The sequence below is a fragment of the Halosegnis rubeus genome, assembly GCF_009184545.1.
GTDB lineage: Archaea > Halobacteriota > Halobacteria > Halobacteriales > Haloarculaceae > Halosegnis > Halosegnis rubeus.
The window spans coordinates 1-16,452 of sequence record NZ_QJOW01000007.1 but is presented as its reverse complement, the minus strand read 5'-3'; the positions used below and the strand labels follow the sequence as shown (position 1 = coordinate 16,452).

19 protein-coding genes and 1 pseudogene are annotated in these 16,452 nt (G+C 66.3%); 7 read left to right on the top strand and 13 right to left on the bottom strand.

The window, feature by feature from the left end:
- Positions 1-15: 15 nt before the first annotated feature.
- The 5 genes and pseudogenes from DMP03_RS12770 to DMP03_RS12755 all read right to left on the bottom strand — a co-directional run bounded on the left by DMP03_RS12770 (position 16) and on the right by DMP03_RS12755 (position 4,854).
- The gene (locus DMP03_RS12770; RefSeq protein ID WP_225870817.1) at positions 16-1,617 is read right to left on the bottom strand and encodes a GMC family oxidoreductase; all 1,602 of its coding nucleotides are present in this window, start codon (positions 1,615-1,617) and stop codon (positions 16-18) included.
- A gap of 20 nt (positions 1,618-1,637) precedes the next feature.
- Positions 1,638-2,989, bottom strand: a pseudogene (locus DMP03_RS14850) (phosphoribosylamine--glycine ligase).
- Positions 2,990-3,026: 37 nt separating this feature from the next.
- The gene (locus DMP03_RS14410; RefSeq protein ID WP_172967158.1) at positions 3,027-3,641 is read right to left on the bottom strand and encodes a DUF1648 domain-containing protein; all 615 of its coding nucleotides are present in this window, start codon (positions 3,639-3,641) and stop codon (positions 3,027-3,029) included.
- Positions 3,638-4,048 (bottom strand): DUF1648 domain-containing protein, encoded by a 411-nt coding sequence (locus DMP03_RS14405; protein ID WP_152134266.1) that lies wholly within the window; start codon positions 4,046-4,048, stop codon positions 3,638-3,640. The genes DMP03_RS14410 and DMP03_RS14405 overlap by 4 nt, the downstream gene beginning before the upstream one ends.
- Positions 4,049-4,095: 47 nt before the next feature.
- Entirely contained in the window at positions 4,096-4,854 is a 759-nt protein-coding gene (locus DMP03_RS12755; protein ID WP_152120931.1) for a fumarylacetoacetate hydrolase family protein, read from the bottom strand.
- Between the two features lie 70 nt (positions 4,855-4,924).
- Between DMP03_RS12755 and DMP03_RS12750 the strand changes: the two genes are divergently transcribed.
- The 4 genes from DMP03_RS12750 (at position 4,925) to DMP03_RS12735 (ending at position 7,431) form a co-directional block, all read left to right on the top strand.
- Positions 4,925-5,131 carry a hypothetical protein gene (locus DMP03_RS12750; protein ID WP_152120930.1) on the top strand — a complete coding sequence of 69 codons (207 nt, stop codon included), beginning with the start codon at positions 4,925-4,927 and terminating at the stop codon, positions 5,129-5,131.
- Positions 5,132-5,161: 30 nt separating this feature from the next.
- Positions 5,162-5,965, top strand: coding sequence for an SDR family NAD(P)-dependent oxidoreductase (locus DMP03_RS12745; RefSeq protein ID WP_152120929.1), 804 nt, complete (start codon positions 5,162-5,164; stop codon positions 5,963-5,965).
- A 144-nt stretch (positions 5,966-6,109) separates the two neighbouring features.
- The gene (locus tag DMP03_RS12740; protein WP_225870814.1) at positions 6,110-6,439 is read left to right on the top strand and encodes a dual specificity protein phosphatase family protein; all 330 of its coding nucleotides are present in this window, start codon (positions 6,110-6,112) and stop codon (positions 6,437-6,439) included.
- Positions 6,440-6,531: 92 nt separating this feature from the next.
- The gene (locus DMP03_RS12735; RefSeq protein ID WP_152120927.1) at positions 6,532-7,431 is read left to right on the top strand and encodes an SDR family NAD(P)-dependent oxidoreductase; all 900 of its coding nucleotides are present in this window, start codon (positions 6,532-6,534) and stop codon (positions 7,429-7,431) included.
- On the opposite strand, the gene DMP03_RS12730 is transcribed toward DMP03_RS12735, so the two are convergent.
- Positions 7,425-8,492 carry a hemolysin family protein gene (locus tag DMP03_RS12730; protein WP_152120926.1) on the bottom strand — a complete coding sequence of 356 codons (1,068 nt, stop codon included), beginning with the start codon at positions 8,490-8,492 and terminating at the stop codon, positions 7,425-7,427. The genes DMP03_RS12735 and DMP03_RS12730 overlap by 7 nt on opposite strands.
- A 44-nt stretch (positions 8,493-8,536) precedes the next feature.
- On the bottom strand, positions 8,537-9,805 hold the full coding sequence (locus DMP03_RS12725; RefSeq protein WP_152120925.1) for an outer membrane protein assembly factor BamB family protein: 1,269 nt from the start codon (positions 9,803-9,805) through the stop codon (positions 8,537-8,539).
- A gap of 94 nt (positions 9,806-9,899) precedes the next feature.
- On the opposite strand from DMP03_RS12725, the gene DMP03_RS12720 reads away from it, so the two are divergent.
- Entirely contained in the window at positions 9,900-11,276 is a 1,377-nt protein-coding gene (locus tag DMP03_RS12720; protein WP_172967157.1) for a hypothetical protein, read from the top strand.
- A 1-nt stretch (position 11,277) separates the two neighbouring features.
- Here the strand turns inward: DMP03_RS12720 and DMP03_RS12715 are convergent, their stop codons facing one another.
- Positions 11,278-11,763 carry a universal stress protein gene (locus DMP03_RS12715; RefSeq protein ID WP_152120924.1) on the bottom strand — a complete coding sequence of 162 codons (486 nt, stop codon included), beginning with the start codon at positions 11,761-11,763 and terminating at the stop codon, positions 11,278-11,280.
- Between the two features lie 157 nt (positions 11,764-11,920).
- Here DMP03_RS12715 and DMP03_RS12710 point away from each other — a divergent pair, with 157 nt between their 5' ends.
- Positions 11,921-12,700 carry a helix-turn-helix transcriptional regulator gene (locus tag DMP03_RS12710; RefSeq protein WP_152120923.1) on the top strand — a complete coding sequence of 260 codons (780 nt, stop codon included), beginning with the start codon at positions 11,921-11,923 and terminating at the stop codon, positions 12,698-12,700.
- A 22-nt stretch (positions 12,701-12,722) separates the two neighbouring features.
- Here DMP03_RS12710 and DMP03_RS12705 read toward each other — a convergent pair whose 3' ends face one another.
- The 5 genes from DMP03_RS12705 to DMP03_RS12685 form a co-directional block, all read right to left on the bottom strand.
- The gene (locus tag DMP03_RS12705) at positions 12,723-13,310 is read right to left on the bottom strand and encodes an NAD(P)/FAD-dependent oxidoreductase (protein WP_152120922.1); all 588 of its coding nucleotides are present in this window, start codon (positions 13,308-13,310) and stop codon (positions 12,723-12,725) included.
- Positions 13,311-13,364: 54 nt separating this feature from the next.
- Positions 13,365-14,033 carry a hypothetical protein gene (locus tag DMP03_RS12700; RefSeq protein ID WP_152120921.1) on the bottom strand — a complete coding sequence of 223 codons (669 nt, stop codon included), beginning with the start codon at positions 14,031-14,033 and terminating at the stop codon, positions 13,365-13,367.
- A gap of 82 nt (positions 14,034-14,115) precedes the next feature.
- Positions 14,116-14,541 (bottom strand): GNAT family N-acetyltransferase, encoded by a 426-nt coding sequence (locus tag DMP03_RS12695; RefSeq protein ID WP_152120920.1) that lies wholly within the window; start codon positions 14,539-14,541, stop codon positions 14,116-14,118.
- A gap of 40 nt (positions 14,542-14,581) precedes the next feature.
- Positions 14,582-14,761: an HVO_2922 family protein gene (locus tag DMP03_RS12690; protein WP_152120919.1), complete on the bottom strand. Its 180-nt coding sequence runs from the start codon at positions 14,759-14,761 to the stop codon at positions 14,582-14,584.
- A gap of 51 nt (positions 14,762-14,812) precedes the next feature.
- The gene (locus DMP03_RS12685) at positions 14,813-15,802 is read right to left on the bottom strand and encodes a PLP-dependent cysteine synthase family protein (RefSeq protein ID WP_152120918.1); all 990 of its coding nucleotides are present in this window, start codon (positions 15,800-15,802) and stop codon (positions 14,813-14,815) included.
- 346 nt (positions 15,803-16,148) lie between these two features.
- On the opposite strand from DMP03_RS12685, the gene DMP03_RS14400 reads away from it, so the two are divergent.
- On the top strand, positions 16,149-16,286 hold the full coding sequence (locus tag DMP03_RS14400) for a hypothetical protein (protein WP_172967156.1): 138 nt from the start codon (positions 16,149-16,151) through the stop codon (positions 16,284-16,286).
- Positions 16,287-16,452 lie beyond the last annotated feature (166 nt).

Below are 16,452 nucleotides of genomic sequence, written 5' to 3'. Positions count from 1 at the left end.
GCCTTCACTTTGTTCTCACAAGCTCTCGGCGACGGAATCTGCACACGACAGCGCGAGCGCGGCGATGGTGAGCGTCGGATTCAACGCCCCGCCGTTGGGGAACACCGACGAGGAGGCGACCCACAGATTCGACACCTCGTGGGTCCGGCAGTCGGGGCGGACGACCCCCGATTTGGGGTCGCTGCTCATCCGGGTGGTACCCATGTGATGAGCGGCCGGGCCGGTCGTCTCGGGCGTGGTCTGCCACTCGATGCGCGCCCCCAACGCCTCGAAGATGTGTCGTTGGATTTCGGTCGCGCGGCGAATCGTTCGCTTCGTCCGTTCATCGAGCGTCCACTGGATCTCGGGAACCGGATTCCCGTGGTCGTCCGTCGTCTCCTCGTCCAGTCGGATGCGGTTTTCGGCGCGGGGTGGCTGGCCGACGAGACCACCCATCGCTAACTGATTCCCGTAGCTCTCGCGTAACTCCGCGAGCAGGTCGTCGCCCCAACTGTCCCCCGCAAGCGCGCGCCGGACAATGGCCTGTCCCGTTCCCGACGGGCCGCCGTAGTTGAGAAACTCCAACTTGAACGGTGCAAGCGACTCGTCGCTGGCCGGTATCGTCTCCGTGCCAGCACCGGGGTCGTCGTAGAACTGGTGGCTCTCGGAGGTAGTAAAGCCGACGTGGTTCTGGCGGGTCGGCTCGTCGATGCGGCCGCCCGTGCCGGCGAAGACGTGCTCGTGGAAGTAGCGCCCGACGGCACCGGAGCCGTTCGCCAGCCCGTCGGGGTGGCTCTCGTTGGCCGACAGCAGGAGGAGTCGCGGAATCTCGATGCCGCCGGCCGCAAGTACGAACCGGTCGGCCGTCAGTTCCTGCTGGCTGCCCTCGCGGACGTAGACCGCGCGGGTCACCTGCTCGCCGGACGCGTCGGTGTCGAGTCGCTGGACCGGCGCGTCGGCGATGACCTCGACGCCGCGTTCCTCGGCGGCCGCAATCGTGTGGGTTGCGTCGTAGCGCGCGCCGGAGGGACACACCGGCTTGCAGGTGCCGTAGCCGACACACGCGGCCCGGTTGTCGTACGCCTCTGAGTTGCGCGCGTTCCCGACCGAGTGGGTCGTGACGCCGACCTGTCGGCAGGCGTCGGCGAACAGCGAATCCGAGTACGACGGCGGAAACGCGCCCATCGGGTGCGGTTCGTCTCGGGGCGGCGCGTACGGGTTCTCTGAATCGCCGGCGACGCCGATAGCGCGCTCGGCGGCGAGATAGTACGGCCGGAGGTCCGCGTACGAGATGGGCCACGCCGGACCGTTGTTGTCGCCGGCGAAGTCGGCCTCGTGGAGCCGGTACACCATCCCCTGCCAGTGGTTCGTCGAGCCGCCGACCCCCTTCACGCGGGTGCTGTTCAGCGGGTAGAAGCGCCCGGTCGTGGAGAAGGCGTCCCGCGGGCCGCCCATCCCCCAGACGCCGAGGTCCGACAGGCCGGGGCGCAGCGCCTGTTCCATCCGCTCGGTGTCGCGTTCCTCGAACCGTGGACCGGCCTCCAGTATCGTCACCTCGTGGCCGTCGCTCGCGAGCCTGTTCGCCACGAGCGCGCCGGCCGGTCCCGCGCCGACGACACACACTTCGGTGTCACTCACCGTCCGTTCACATCTACTGATTAGGCGAACCTAAAGTTAGGCGTTTCTCCCGCGGTCACGCGCTCGGGCCGAGATACCCCCCACGCCTGCAATCTGTCGCCGTCGCCGTCCACCCAGCGCTCGCCGATGTCGTCGCGGTAGTAGAGGTTCGGGATGAGCACGTCCTCAACGCGCCCGTACGCCTGCTCGCGGGCGGCCTGCATCGTCTCGCTTTTCCCCGTGACGACGAGCGGCATCCCGCTCTCGCCGGCCGCGCGCCACTGGCCGTCGACGCGTTTTGTGTCCTCGAGGTGGATGCCCGCACGCGACTCCGACTGAAACACCACCGCCGCGTTGCGGGAGTTCTCGTCGTAGGTCTCCTCGTCGTCGAACGGGAACGGCGGCAGGACGACCCGGACGCCGACCTGATACCCCGTGTGCACTTCGGGCGACGGGTTCTCGCCGCGGGCGAGTGCAGCAAAGAACGCGCCGGTGCCGGATTCGAGTGATTCCTCTTGGAGCGCGATGGTCGGGTAGCCGAACCGCGGGGTGAACTCGAGCGGGTAGATACCCGTCTCGTTCACGATGCAGTTGAGGTCGATGCTGCCGACGTAGCCCTCTGCGGCGAGCCACTCTTCCAGTTTGCCGAGCGTCTCCTCGAACAGTTCGTTCTTGCCGGCCCAGAACATCGAGGTGCCCATCTCCCCGGTCGAGGGACCGATGTTTCCGGGGAACAGCTTCTTGTGCTCAAGTTGAAGTTGACGCGGTCGATGAACCGCTCGCCGTCGAAGAAGCCACAGACAGCGATCTCGACGCCCTCGACCTTGCGCTGGAGCTGGAACCCCTTCATCCGGTGGCCCCACGCCCTCTCGTAGGCGCGCAACACATCGACCACATCGCTGCCGTCGTCCTCGTTGCCGACGTAGAGCAGTCGCTTCACGTTCTGCACCTTGCCGAGCGGCTTGATGACGTACGCGGCGGGGTGTTCCTCGACGTGGTGAATCCCCGCCTCGAACGACTCGAAGACGTGGTGTTCGACGGTGTTGACGCCCTCGGATTCGAGCACGTCCATCGCGTAGCCGCGGTCTTCCTCCAGCCGGTCCGTGTTCTGTGTTCCACCGACGACGGCCTTCCCCTGCCCGCGCAGTTCCTGAGCGAGTTCACCCGTTCCGATGTCTGAGCCGACCCAGATGTCGTCGAAGATAATCACGTCGGCCCACTCCACTTCGCCGCGCCAGTCGTCCGTCTTCGGGACGAAGCCGTCGCCGATCTCTCTGTCGCTGTCGGCCTCGATGTAGTACTTCACGTCGTGGCCCTCTTCGTGGACTTGCCACGCGAGGTCGGTAATCAGTGTGGCGTCCGCGGAGACGAACAGGAACCGTTCGGTGCTCATGTGTCGGCTTCTCGTCCGGGGGATTTCAGGGTACCCGTCAGCCCGACTCGTCCAGCGTCGCCGCGGCGTACGCGAGCGCGAGCAGCGGCGCGACCACGGTGATACCGACAACGAGGGGCGTCGTGTAGGCGGGGAACGCGAGCGCGGCCAGCGTGAGCACCGCCGCGAGCTGGAAACTCCTGCCGAGCACGTCGTTCACGTACGTTCGACCCTCGGGCGTCGTCGGCCACGTCCCGTGTGCCGTGCCGTCGAACCGTACCATCGCCGTCCCGAGGACGGCGTACAAGCCGGCCAGCCCGACGGGGAGCGCCACGTCGACGGGAATCGGGGAGCCGAGATTCACGGCGACGACGTAGGCGTTCACGGCGACGATGAACACGACCGTCACCGCGACCACCGTCTCGTACAGCGCGTCCGTCACGTCGGCGTCGGGGTCGAGCCGCGGCACGACACGCATGAAGCCGTACGTTCCGGCGACGAGCGCGAGGCTGAACCCAACGAAGACGGGTTTGCTCATCGTCCTGTCCACCTCGTTCGCGAGGTTCCAGTGGGTGGCGAGTCGAGCCGGCAGTTGGGGATACACGGCTGCCAGTCCGAGCGCGGTCAGCAGGGTCGCGCCGACGCCGACACCGTCGACGCGACGGAGGGTCACGTCATCCCCTCCGTCCGCCACCGGTAGGCGATGAGTACGACAGCACCGGCAAACACCGGCGTGAGGAGCATCCACGTCGGATACCGGTAGCCGAGGTTCCACGCGTACACGTACAGTTGTGCGAGCGCGACCACGCTGCCGGCAAACAGCGCGCTCGCGCGCTTCATCGCCGGCGACTCGTAGCTTCTCGACAGTCCCGCGGGACCGTGTTGCATCAGGATGACGGCTCCGATACCGATTGCCGGGGCGAGCACCACCCCAACCGGCTTCGAGACGAAGGTGTTGGGGTCTCCGCCCCCGGAGAAGTGAATCGCCATCGAATCGGGGAGCCGGCCCCACAACGCGACACCCAGCAGTGCCGTCGCCGTGAGCAGTCCGTACACGACCCACTCGTAGCGTCGAACCATAGCCGTCTCTCGCCTCCCGACCGCGATAAAAGTGCCCTCGTCGCCGGCTACGGAATCGTCACCGTGTTCGTGAGCGTGCCGACGCCTTCCAGTCTTATCTCGACGGTGTCGCCGTCGGCGAGCGGGCCGACGCCCTCCGGCGTCCCGGTCGAGAGCACGTCGCCGGGTTCGAGGGTGACGTAGCTCGTGATGTCAGCGAGCAGTTCGGGGACGGAGAAGATGAAGTGTTCACGCGTGGCGTCCTGTCGAGTCTCGCCGTTGACGCGACACTGGATGCGTGCATCTGCGGGCACCTCGTCGGGCGTCGCGAGCACCGGCCCGAGGGGTGCGCTGTCGTCGAACGCCTTGCCGCGAACCCAGTTTTGCTCCTTCTGCTGGTCGTCTCGGTTGGACACGTCGTTCATGCAGGTGAAGCCGGCGATGTGGGCCATCGCCTCGCTCTCGTCGAGGTTAGTCGCGCGCTCGCCGATGACGACCGCGATTTCGGCCTCGTAGTCGAGCCGCTGTTTCCCGCTCGGAAGCGTCAGGTCGTCGCCGTCGCTCGCGACCGCGTTCGGCGGCTTCAGGAAGAAGAGCGGACGGTCGGGCACGTCGCTGCCCATCTCCTCGGCGTGGTCGGCGTAGTTGCGGCCGACACAGACGATTTTCGACGGTTCACACGGGGGGAGCGTCTCTACCTCCTCGCGGGAGAAGGTCGCCGTCGAGTCGAGCCGACTGGCCTGTTTCGGGAACGCAGTGACCTCGTCGCCGTCGAGTTCACCGAGTCGAACGTCGCCGTCGGGGTCGTGGAATCGAAGCTGTCGCATACCGGCGTATGCGAGAGCGGGAAGGTAGGCGTTCCGACAGAGGCATACGGTTGTCGCCACTTCCTCGCGTATGGTCGAACCACGACGCTCCGAGGAGGAGTTCTCGCCGTCGGGGTGGCTCGTCGGCGCACTCGTCGGCGCGCTCGCGCTCGCGGTCGCCGCCGTCCGAACCTTCCTGCTCGGGAGCCGCGGTCCCCTCGTCCTCGTCGTGCTCTTTCTCGCAGCGGGGCTTGCAATCCTCGGGGGCGTGCTCCTGCTCGAGCGACGCGAACGATAGAGCGAAGTGGGTCGCGCGAGCCACTCCGGTATGCAGCAACCCGACTTCAGCGTCGACGGCAAGCGCGTCCTCATCACGGGCGCATCACAGGGTATCGGCCAGTCCATCGCAGAGACGTTCGCCGCCGCGGGCGCGGACGTGGCGATCTGCTCGCGGTCGATGGACCGCGTCGGTCCCGTCGCCGACGACATCAACGACGCCGACGTGCCCGGCGAGGCCGTCGCCTTCGAGTGTGACGTGCGCGACCGCGACGACGTGGAGGCCTTCTTCGAGAACGCCGCCGACGAACTCGGCGGACTGGACGTGGTCATCAACAACGCCGGCGGCGAGTTCGTCGCCAACTTCGAGGACATCTCCGAGAACGGCTGGGACTCCGTCACCGACCTGAACCTCGGTGGCACCTACCGCTGTTGTAACGTCGCCGGAAAGTACCTCCGCAACGGCGACGGCGAGGGCGTCATCATCAACATGGCCTCGGTGAACGGCCAACACGCCGCTCCGGGCGAGAGCCACTACGGCGCGGCCAAGGCCGGTATCATCCGGCTGACCGAGACGCTCGCGACCGAGTGGTCCGACGACGGCGTCCGCGTCAACTGCATCGCGCCCGGGCTCATCCAGACCCCCGGCGTCGCCCAGACGCTCGGTATCGACGAGTCCGACATGCCCGACCGCGAGCAGACCCACCGCCGCATCGGCTACCCCGAGGAGATTGCAGACCTCGCCGTCTTCCTCTCCTCGCCCGCCGCCTCGTTCATCGCCGGCGAGACCTACACCGCGAAGGGGATTCCCCGACCGGGCAACTCGATGAGCAACGACCTCGGGCTGGATCGGTAACGCTCGAACAGGCGCGGTTCGCCCGTGGTGACTAGCCACGCGTCGCACAATCTGGCTGTTCGCCCGCTCGGCGCTGTGAGTGAGACTCCCGAGTGTCGGCGACTAACCGAGACACTGTTTCTTGGAAACCGCGCTGCCGCCACAGTGGGTTTCGACGCCGTCGTCTCCCAGACACCCGAGCCGACCGAGGCGACGACGCACCATCGCCCGCTCGTGGACGGTCCGGGAGCCGACTACGCCGACTTCCCCCGCGCGGTCGCGACCACCGACCGACTCGTGCGTGAACGCGACAGCGTGCTCGTCCACTGTCGCGCCGGCGTCTCGCGGAGTGCAGCCGTCGCGGCGACGGTGCTCGCCGCCCGCGAGGACCGGACGTTCCACGAGGCGTTCGGATTGGTTGCGGCCCGCAGACGGGTGGCCGTCGCGCACCCAGCGCTGTGTCTCCTCGGCGTCTGCTACCTGGCCGGTGAATAGGTGACCGAACCGGCGACAGGGCCAATCTGGTTGTTCGCCGTGAGCGGCTCTGGCGGGGGGACTGATATACTCCGTCTCTGTAGCCGTGCGTGATGCTTGAGAACACGGTACAGATTGTCTGCGGGGCGGGCGGTGGATTAGGCGAGGAGACGGCGGTCGCGATGGCCGACCACGGCGCGACGGTCGTGGTGAACGACCTCGGCGTGGCCGTCGACGGCGAGGGAACGGACCCCGAGCCGGCCGCATCGACGGTCGAACGAATCGAGGAGCGAGGCGGCGAGGCGATGGCCCACTTCGGTGACGTGAGCGACCTCGAATACACCGAACAGCTCGTCGCCGACACCGTCGATGCGTACGGAGCCGTCCACGGCGACATCAACTTCGCCGGTATCCTCCGGGACTCGATGGTGTTCAACATGGACGAAGCCGAGTGGGACGCCGTCGTCAACGTCCACCTGAAGGGCCACTTCTCGCTGGTCCGGGCCGTGTCGCGCCACTGGCGCGAGCGCTCGAAGGCCGAGGGCGGTTTCGACCGCCAGCGCTCGCTCACTTGCGTCTCCAGCGGGGTCGCCGCCGGCAACGCGGGCCAGTCGAACTACTCGGCGGCGAAGGCCGGCATCCTCGGACTGATGCGCACCGCGGCGCGAGAGCTCCACCAGTACGACGTGCGCGTCAATGCGATGTGGCCGACCGCACTCACCCGGATGACCGAGGACCTCCCTGACATGGAGGGGGTCGACGAGGACTCCATGGGGCCGCAGTTGGTGCCCGCCGTCCCGGTGTTTCTCGCCAGCGAGGCCGCGACGGACGTGAACGGCGTCACTCTCGCCATCGCGGGCGGGAACCTTTCTATCGTCTCGGACCCCGAACGCGAGCGAACCATCTCGAAGGACGTCGCCACGGAGGGTCGCTGGACGCCAGAAGAAATCGAAACCCGGTGGGATGAACTCACCGACGGGTTCGAGACGATGCGGATGGACCCCGGCTACTGACCCTCCGACTCCGAATCGAGTGGGTCCTCGATATCGCCCATGATTGCCTCCAGCGCGTCCGTCGCGGTGAGCAGGCCGACGACTTCGTCGCCGTCGACGACGAGCGCGAGTTCCTGCTGTTCGGCCTGGAACCGGTCGAACGCGTCGCTGATGGCCGTGCTCGCGGGCAGGGTCATCGACGGGGCCGCGATGTCGGCGAAGGGGACGCTCCCGTCTCTCAGCGCCTCGTAGTTGTCGATAATGGAGGGCGCGTAGACGACGCCCTCGAAGGAGTCGAGGCCACCGTTCACGAGTGGGAAACGGGTGTGTGGCGTATCTCGGATGCGCTCGAAGTTCTCCGCGGGTGAGGCCGTCGTCGAGAGCGACACGATGTCGGCCCGATCGACGAGGATATCGGAAATCGGTCGCTCGTCGGCGTCGAGTGCGCCAATAACCTCCTCGCGGCGCTCGCGCGTGAGTTCACCCTCCTCCAGCAGGTCGCTGAGTCGGGTTCGCAGCTGGGCACGCGACTCCAGTGCGTCTTCTTCGGTTTCGAGCCACGCGCCGGTCATCTCCACGCCGAACAGCTTCAGCGTCCATTTCGCGACGGCGTCGCCGAGCGTGATAATCGGCGAAATGAGCACGTAAAACCAGTGCAGCGGCCGTGCGCCCCACCGGCAGACGAACCGCGACCGCTCGACCCCGAGATACGTCGGGGTCTGCTCGCCGTGGGTCAGGTGGACGAGGTTGATGATGAAGTAGCCGATGAGCGCGCCCGCGCCGATGGTCGCCAGTCTGCTCCCGGCGAACAGCGGCTCGAAGAGGGCGGCGAGTGCCGGCTCGGCGACGATACCGACCGCGATCGAGGAGGCCGTAATCCCGACCTGGCAGGTGGTGAGATACAGCTCCAGCTCCTGTGTCATCTCCCACGCCCGTTCGAGGGCGGCGCTCCCGTCGACGAACTCCTCTTCGCTGAACTGTCGTGCACGCGTCAGCGCGAACTCGATGGCGACAAAAAACCCGTTCAGCAGGATTAGTCCGACACCCGCGGCCAGTCGTATCCCGATCTCTGTCGCATTCATTCTGCCGGCGATTCTCCCGGGAGCAACTAATGAGCTTGCCCTTGCTACAGCCCAAACAGCCCCTCGCGTGACTCATACGACAGCGCGACCACGCGTCCGTCGCCGTACCGGGCGAGAACCTCCGCCGCGCCGTCGTCATCGAGATCAGCCACTGTTGGGAAGGTCCACAGCGGGACCGGTCGTTCATACAGCGCCAACTGTGTGCCCGTCTCGGTTCCGAGCACTGCGACAGTGCCATCGTTCAGCGCTGTGACCACTTCGTGGTCGCCGTCACCGTCCACGTCACCGAGCACCGGTGGCGGAACAATCGTGTCGTCGTCGTCGGTCAGTGCGGTCGTCCACTCTGTCTCACCGGTTTGGGCGTCGAGCGCGACCACCTCGCCGCCGAGCCGGCCCACGTACAGCTCGACGCGCCCGTCGCCGTCACTATCCGTCGCCGTCCGGATGCGCGCGTCGGTGAACTCGCGCTCCCAGTCGAGTGCTCCCGTCCGCCCGTCGTACGCGCGGACGCCGTCGGTGTCGGCGGTAAACAGCTCCATCGCGGGGTCGTCGTCGGTCTGTGCAGTCACGGTGTAGGTCGCCCCACCCTCGCGCTGCCACTCGATAGCACCGGTTGCCGACAACAGCACCGGTCCGCTGTTGCTGCCGAGCAGTATCTCGCTATTGCCGTCGGCGTCGTAATCTGCGACGGTCGGCGACTGCCAGACGGTCGTTCGCTCCCATCCCGTCTCGTTCAGCGACTGCCGCCACGCTACCGTGCCGTTCCCGTGGACTGCGACGACCTCCCCGCCGATATCGCTGGTGACAACCTCCGGTCCGGGACCGAGCGGCAGGTCGGCAATCGTCGGTCGCCCGTAGCCGAAGGTGTCCAGCGGGACGCGCCACTGTTCGTTCCCCTCGTCTGTTTCGTAGGCGATGAGCGCGTTCTCCGTCGTTGCGATGAGTGCCTCCATCTCCCCGTCGCGGTCGATATCGCCGATAGCCGGCTCCGTCAACGCGTGCGTCACGCAGTCGTCGGGGGGCATCTCTGTTTGCCACAACGTGGTGCCGTCATCCGGTGCGAGCCGAACCAGCGAACAGGAGGTGCGCGTCATCGCCACCTCGTCGCGTGGCACCTCGGCGACAGGCGCGAGCACCACGTCGATATCCGGACCGACCCCGACGGCGTGGTGGTTCACGGAGTTCTCCCGCGGCGTATCGCTCACCCACTCGCTCGTGAGCTGCCCGCTCGGTCCGGCGACCAGCCCGAACAGCACGAGTGCCCCAAGCACAGCACAGATGGCAAGCACCGCCACCGTCGTTCGGCGTCGCATAGCTCGGGTAGGTGACCGTGGATAAAGACCTCTCTGCTCTGTGCTTCGACGGTCGAACCACGAGCGTTTTTCACCACCATCTCCTACCCGAGGTATGTCTCGCCGTCGGGAGCTATCGATGCTCGCCACGGCTCTCGTGGCCACTCCCTTCTTCGTCGGTGTCGCCAGCGCACACGATATCGGCAGTTCGCGGTTCGACGCACCGATACCTCTGTCGCTCTTGTTCGTCGGCGCGGCTGGCACGGTCGGGCTGACGGCGCTGTGGCTCGCGATTACCGACGATACGCCGAGTGAAGGTAACGGCTGGACCGTCACCACGATCGATTCGCGCACGTCCCGACGCATCGCTACCGTTGTGCGGGTCGGCTTCGGACTCGCTGTCACGGGAGCGCTCGTCGCCGGCTACACCGGTCGACAGGTCGCTGCCGAGAATCTCGCCACCGTGTTCACGTGGCCGGTGTGGTTCCGCGGTGTCGGCTTGTTTGCCGTCCTCGTCGGGTCGCCGTGGCGAGTGCTCTCGCCGTGGCGTGCGGTCTATGATGGACTGTGTCGGCTGGAGGGGAGGGAACTTGCCGCACAAACCTATCCCGAACGGCTCGGCTCGTGGCCCGCGGTCGTCGGTTTTCTCCTGCTTGTCGGACTCGTGGAGAACGCAACGATTATTCCGCGCTCGCCGGCGCTCACGAGCGTTATTATCGCGCTGTACGCGCTCGCGATGGTCGCTGGTGGTGTCCTGTTCGGTCCGACGTGGTTCGACCGTGCCGACCCACTCGGCGTGTTCTACCAGCTGCTTGGTCGGGTGGCTCCGGTCTCGACTGTACGCACCGACTCGGGGTCGCTCGTCGTCTCACTTCGTCCACCGTGGCAGGGGACCACGCGACCGTTTGAACACCCGTCGCTCGTCGTCTTCGTCGTCGCAACCGTCTTCACCGTCAGCTTCGACGGCTTCACGAACACCCGCTCGTACCAGACGCTCCTGTTCGACGCCCGCGAACTGCTCGGACTCGGCCCCTCAACCGGCATCCTGCTGTACGTGATTGGCCTCGTCGGCTTCGTCGGACTCTTTTTTGCCGTCGCTCGTCTCGGTGACGCTCTCGGTCTCGGTGACGGTGTTGGTACGTCGCGGGGACCGACGTTGGCGCTTGCACCGACCGTCCTTCCCATCGCTGCGGCGTACGACGTGGCGCACAACTACCCGTACGTCATCGAGAACCTCACACGGCTGCTTGAACTCACCACCGGGGTTGCGGTTTCGCCACTTAGCTGGCTGTCGCTCCCGGTGTTCTGGGGGTCGCAGGTGATACTCGTCACCGTCGGTCACGTCGTCGCGGTCGTCGCCGCACACCGAGTCGCGATGGGTCGGTACCCGACGCCGAAAGCCGCCCAGCGCGGTCACTTCCCGTTGGTCGTGTTGATGGTCGGCTACACCGTGTTGTCGCTGTGGATAATCTCCCGGCCGGTCGTCGGGTAGCTCAGACGCTCGGGACGGTCATCACGGGCATCGAGACGGCGCGGCGCACGTCGCCCATCGTCGCGCGACCCGAGAAGATCCGACCGAGTCGACCGCGGGACGGCTCGCCGGCGACGACGATGTCGGCCTCGTTCCCCTCGGCGTACAGCCCGATCTCCTCGGCGGGCGACCCGTAGCGGAGTCGCTTTTCGGCCTCGACGCCCGACTCGGCGGCGATTTCGCCGGCGGTATCGAGTGCGCGCTCCGCGCTCGCCTCGCGGCGCTCGACGGCCGCGTCCCAGTTGTCCACCGACGACCACATCCGGACGACCGAGAGCACGTCGAGGGTCGCGTCGTGGGCCGCAGCGAGTGCGACTGCCGTCTCGGCGACGGTTTCGTCCGTCTCTTCGTCGACGGCGAGGACGATACGGTCGAACACACCAGGGGCGGACGGTCCCGGCACCGACTCCTGTGGCGAATCACCGGACGACTGCTGAAAGACGCTCATACTACGTGGAAAGGCCGGATACGGTATAGGGATGGCCAGAAACCGATTCACGCGGAGTCGTGGTTTCACCCCCGCCGTAGCGCACACGGCGCGGCGGTGTTTCACGCCGTGAAAGTCGACCGCATCATCTATGTCGGGTGAAAGCGCATACCGGGGTATGACGGAGCCGCTCGAAGCAATCGAGTTCCTCGCGCGCTCGCCAAATCGCGTGGCGGTGTTGCGCGCCGTCGCCGACGAGCCACACTCGCGGCGCGCCCTCCGGGAGGAGACGGCGGCCTCACAGCCGACGCTCACCCGGATTCTCCGGGACTTCGAGGAGAACGACTGGATTCGCCGGACCGACGAAGGGTACACCGCGACGCCGCTCGGTGGACTGCTCGCCGACGGCTTCGCCGACCTCCTCACCGTCGTGGAGACGGAACAACACCTCCGAGACGTCGCGCCGTGGCTCCCGACCGACGAGCTCGATATCGGCCTGACCGCGCTCCACGACGCGATGATTACGCGCCCGACGACGACCGACCCGAGCGGCCCGCTGAAGCGCGCCCTCGAACTCACCGACGACGCCCGCGACCACCGCATCCTCTCGTACGCGCTCAACCGCGACATGGTCGAACGGCTCCACGCGGCGACCGTCAAGGGAACCCAGCAGTTCGAGGCCGTCGTGACCGACGCGACAATCGAGCCTTTGCGAGACGCCCCCGCGCTGTGGACGCAGTTTCGCGCCGTCGCCGACAGCGACACCGTGACTATCAGGGTGGCCGACCAGCCCGTCTCCTTCGCGATGGGCGTCGCCGACGACACCGTCTACTTCCTGTTGCGCGACGACGGCGAGGTGTTGCGCGCGCTGGTCGAGAGCGACGACGAGCGCGTCCTGAGATGGGCACACGACACCTTCGAGCGCTACTGGGAGACGGCGTCGCCACTCGACGTGTGAAAATACGAGAGAACGCGTCTGTCTACTCCTCGTCGATCATCGAGCCGAACACCGCCTCGGCGTCCGACGGCACGTCGAAGTCGTGGTAGTGTTCGCCCTTCTCCTTCGTGAGGATGTTGAGCGCGGCCGCAGCGCCGTCGCCGGCCGAGATGACCGCCTGCCACTCCTCGGCGCGGACCATTCCGCCCGTGGCGTAGACATCCTCGACTGAGGTCTCCATCGTCACGTCCACGTCGACGATCTCCTCGTCGGTGAAGGCACACTCGAGCCCCTCGGCGAGGTCGCGGTTCGCGCCCGTCGCGAGCACGACGTAGCTAGCGTCGTGGCTGTCCTCCTCGGTCGTGACCTCGAACCCGTCGTCGGTCGCGGCCACGTCGGTTACCTCGACGCCCTGGTTTCGGTCGACGCCGAAGTCGTCAACCTGCTCGCGCATCGTGTCGAGTAGGTTCGAGCCGTCGACGGAGCCGATCCCCGGATAGTTGAACAGGTGCGCCTTGTGCATCCACGTGCCGTCGGTGTCGAAGACCGTCGTCTCCAGGCCGTTCTTCGCTGTAAACAGTGCCGCGCTCAGACCGGCGGGACCGCCGCCGATGACAACTACTTCGGTCATACGCGTACAACGCGCGTCGAGTCAAAAAGCGTAGCGTGGGTCGTTACCGCACACTCAGTCATCGCTTGTCGCGCCCTCGGCGAGATACGCCGCAATCGCGTCGTCATCGACGGCATCGAGCACGGCGTCGGTGTCGAGTCGCTGTTCGACCTCGTCGCCGGTCGCCTCCCGCGCGAGGTCGACGTTGCCACTGATGACGTTCGCGGTGTTGAGGACCTCGTGGCGGAGCAGTCCGTTGACGTAGGTGAGATACTCCCGCTGTTGTTCGGTCGCCTCGGCCCGAATCGACGCCCGTTCGCTGTCGAGTGCCCGCTCGACGCTGCGGGCGTTCAGGAAGCCGACGACGAAGCCGCCGCCTGCCCCCAGCGAAATCCCCCACCGGACCGACCCGACCAGCGCCCAGATGACGTCCGGAAGGAAGGTAACGCCAGTGAGGAACGAAAACACACCGAACAGGGCCCCGAATCCGCCGGTCAACAGCGCGATCTGCGCGTAGTAGTCGGGTGTGACGACGGTCGACGGTAGTCGGTAGCCGCCGACGAGCAGTGCCAGACACGCGGGGACGCTCATTGCCAGCCCGAGGACGAACGTCGGTTCGATGAGCCGAGCGATACCGACCCAAAACACGATTTCCGCGGCCGTCACGAGGAGCAGCCCACCGCCGAGACCGACCAGTCCCGCCCGTATCCACCGACCCCCGCCTCGGTCACTGGTCTCCTTCACTGCACTCAGTGCTCGTCGGTCGAAGAATAGAGCTTTCGACGGGACCAGGTGGTCACGCGCTTGCGACGGCGACCCGGGGGGCTTAGACGGACTTCGCCATCCGGCGGTGCGGGATGCCGGCGTCCTCGAACGGCTCGTCGTCCTGTATCTCGTAGTCGCGTGCCTCGTAGAAGCCGACGACGGGGACCTGCGCGTCGAGGACGAGCCGGTCGTACCCTTCTTCGTTCGCGTACGACTCGACGGCGTCCATCACGGCGTGACCGTACCCCTCACCGCGTGCATCGGCGAGAACGGCAACGCGCTCAACCTTGAGACCGTCCTCGTACTCGCGGGTGCGCGCGACGGCGACGGGGTCGGGGTCGGAGACGAGAAAGTGGGTCGCGGCGGGGTCCCTTCCGTCCACCTCGCGGTCCATCGGCACGTCCTGTTCGTCCACGAACACCCGTGTCCGGATGTCGAGCGCGTCGTCGAAGGCGGGGTCGTCGTGTGCGAAGACGGCAGTCTCCATACCGACGGATGCAGGCTCGGCGGTTACTGTGTGTCGGTTCTCACTGCTCTTCGATGCTGGCGTCGACGGCGTTGTTCCGCACCGATTCGATACCCTGTTTGGCCTTCTGTTTCGAGGCGTACCCCTCGCCGGAGTCGGCGATGATGTTGCCGTTACTGTGGCGGAGCCGCCAGCGATACTTCCCTTCCTTGTCCTCGTACAGCTCAAAGGTGGCTGACATCATCGACTCTGGTCGGCCCGGATTCATAACAGTTAGTGACAATTCACACGCTCAGGAGAGCCGATTGCCCCACAGCTCACCCTCGGCGTAGGTGTCGCCGCGGTCACACAGCGGTACGACGACGGTGTCAGCGCCGTCGAGTACGCCCTCGCGGGCGAGTTCTCGCACGCACGCGACCGCGCCGCCGCTCGTCGGCCCGACGAGAAAGTCCCCGTCGACACGAAGGGTCGCCCGAATCGTCTCCCCATCGTGTTGGCCCGCATCGACGATGGTCGGGTCGGTGTCGGCGTGTCGGACCGCGAGCTCGCGCGCGGCGACGCGGGCCGGCTCCGTCGCGAGATACCGCTTCTCGTCCAGGACGGACTCGTCGTAGGTGTCGGGGTGGTAGCCGCCCTCGCGCATATATTTCAGCCCGTGGAGTCCGTGGGGTTCGGTCGCGGGTTCGAAGCCGACGACGCGTACGTCTGGGTTGCGCTCGTGGAGCGTACGACCGACACCGGTGACCGTTCCGCCCGTCCCTGCGCCGGCGACGAAGGCCGTCACCGCGCCGTCGGTCTGGTGCCAGATCTCGCGGCCCGTCTGCTCGTGAGCGCTGGGATTCGTCGCGTTCTCATACTGGCCGGCATGCCAGTAGCCCGGCTCGCTCGCTAATTCCGTCACGCGGTCGAGCAGAGCATCGTACCCCTCCGCGGCCGGAACTTCGTGGAGGGTCGCACCAGCGGCCTCCAGTGCGGCGCGTTTCCCGCTCCCGAGGTCGTCGGGGACGACGAACGCCGTCTCGTAGCCGCGGGCCGCACCGATACGGGCAAGCGCGCGAGCCGTGTTTCCCGACGACGCCTCCAGTATCGTTTTTCCCGGGAGGTGGTCCGCTTCCTCGGCGACGTCGAGCATCGCGACGGCGATACGCGCCTTGATCGAGCCGCCCCCGTGACCGACCCCCGGCAGATTCAGCCACTCCACCTTTCCGAACACCGTCGGGGCGACGCCGGCGTCGAGTTCCACGAGCGGCGTCTCGCCGACAGTCGATTCGTCGATTGCCATATCGAACGGCCGCGGGTCGCGGCCAAAACGGTGGGGGTGTCCCCTCGACCGGCTGAATTTTGGGGGAAATTGGGAGAGTCTTCGCCCCGAAGTTCATCCTTCGAGGGGGTCGCTCTCTCTAAGGTTACTACTCTTAGGTATCTACTCTCTGTGGCAACTCGCTCTTAGAACTCGTGTTTAAACTCGATGACCCCCCGGAGTACAGTACGCTCTCTTAGAACACGTTGGTTGAAGGGTGAGTTTACGCTCTCTATTAGAACACGAGAGTCCCGAAAACGTCGCTTTTAGAAGTTTTATTCAAAGAATTGAAATTCACGGTTAATCCCCCTCGGAGCGTAGGATGGGTATGGAACTCACGCCGAGAGAAGCGGCCTTTCTGCTTGACGAGATGAGCGAGATAGAAAACGACGAAACGAGGTACCCGTCGGCTCGAACCGAAGCGAGGCGGCTCCGCGAGAAGGCGGAGGCCGCGCTCACGGAGTAATCAAAAACGCGCGCTCGGACCCTCCCGAGCAGTTACTATCCACGGCGACGTTCAACTGAAGCGGTAGCGCGGAGTCCCCTTCCTCAAGGAGCGACCAAAGGGAGCGAGTAGGGAGGGGAGGAGCGCGTTCGCATGGGTTACAAACCCGTTCATATAAGTACCCGCA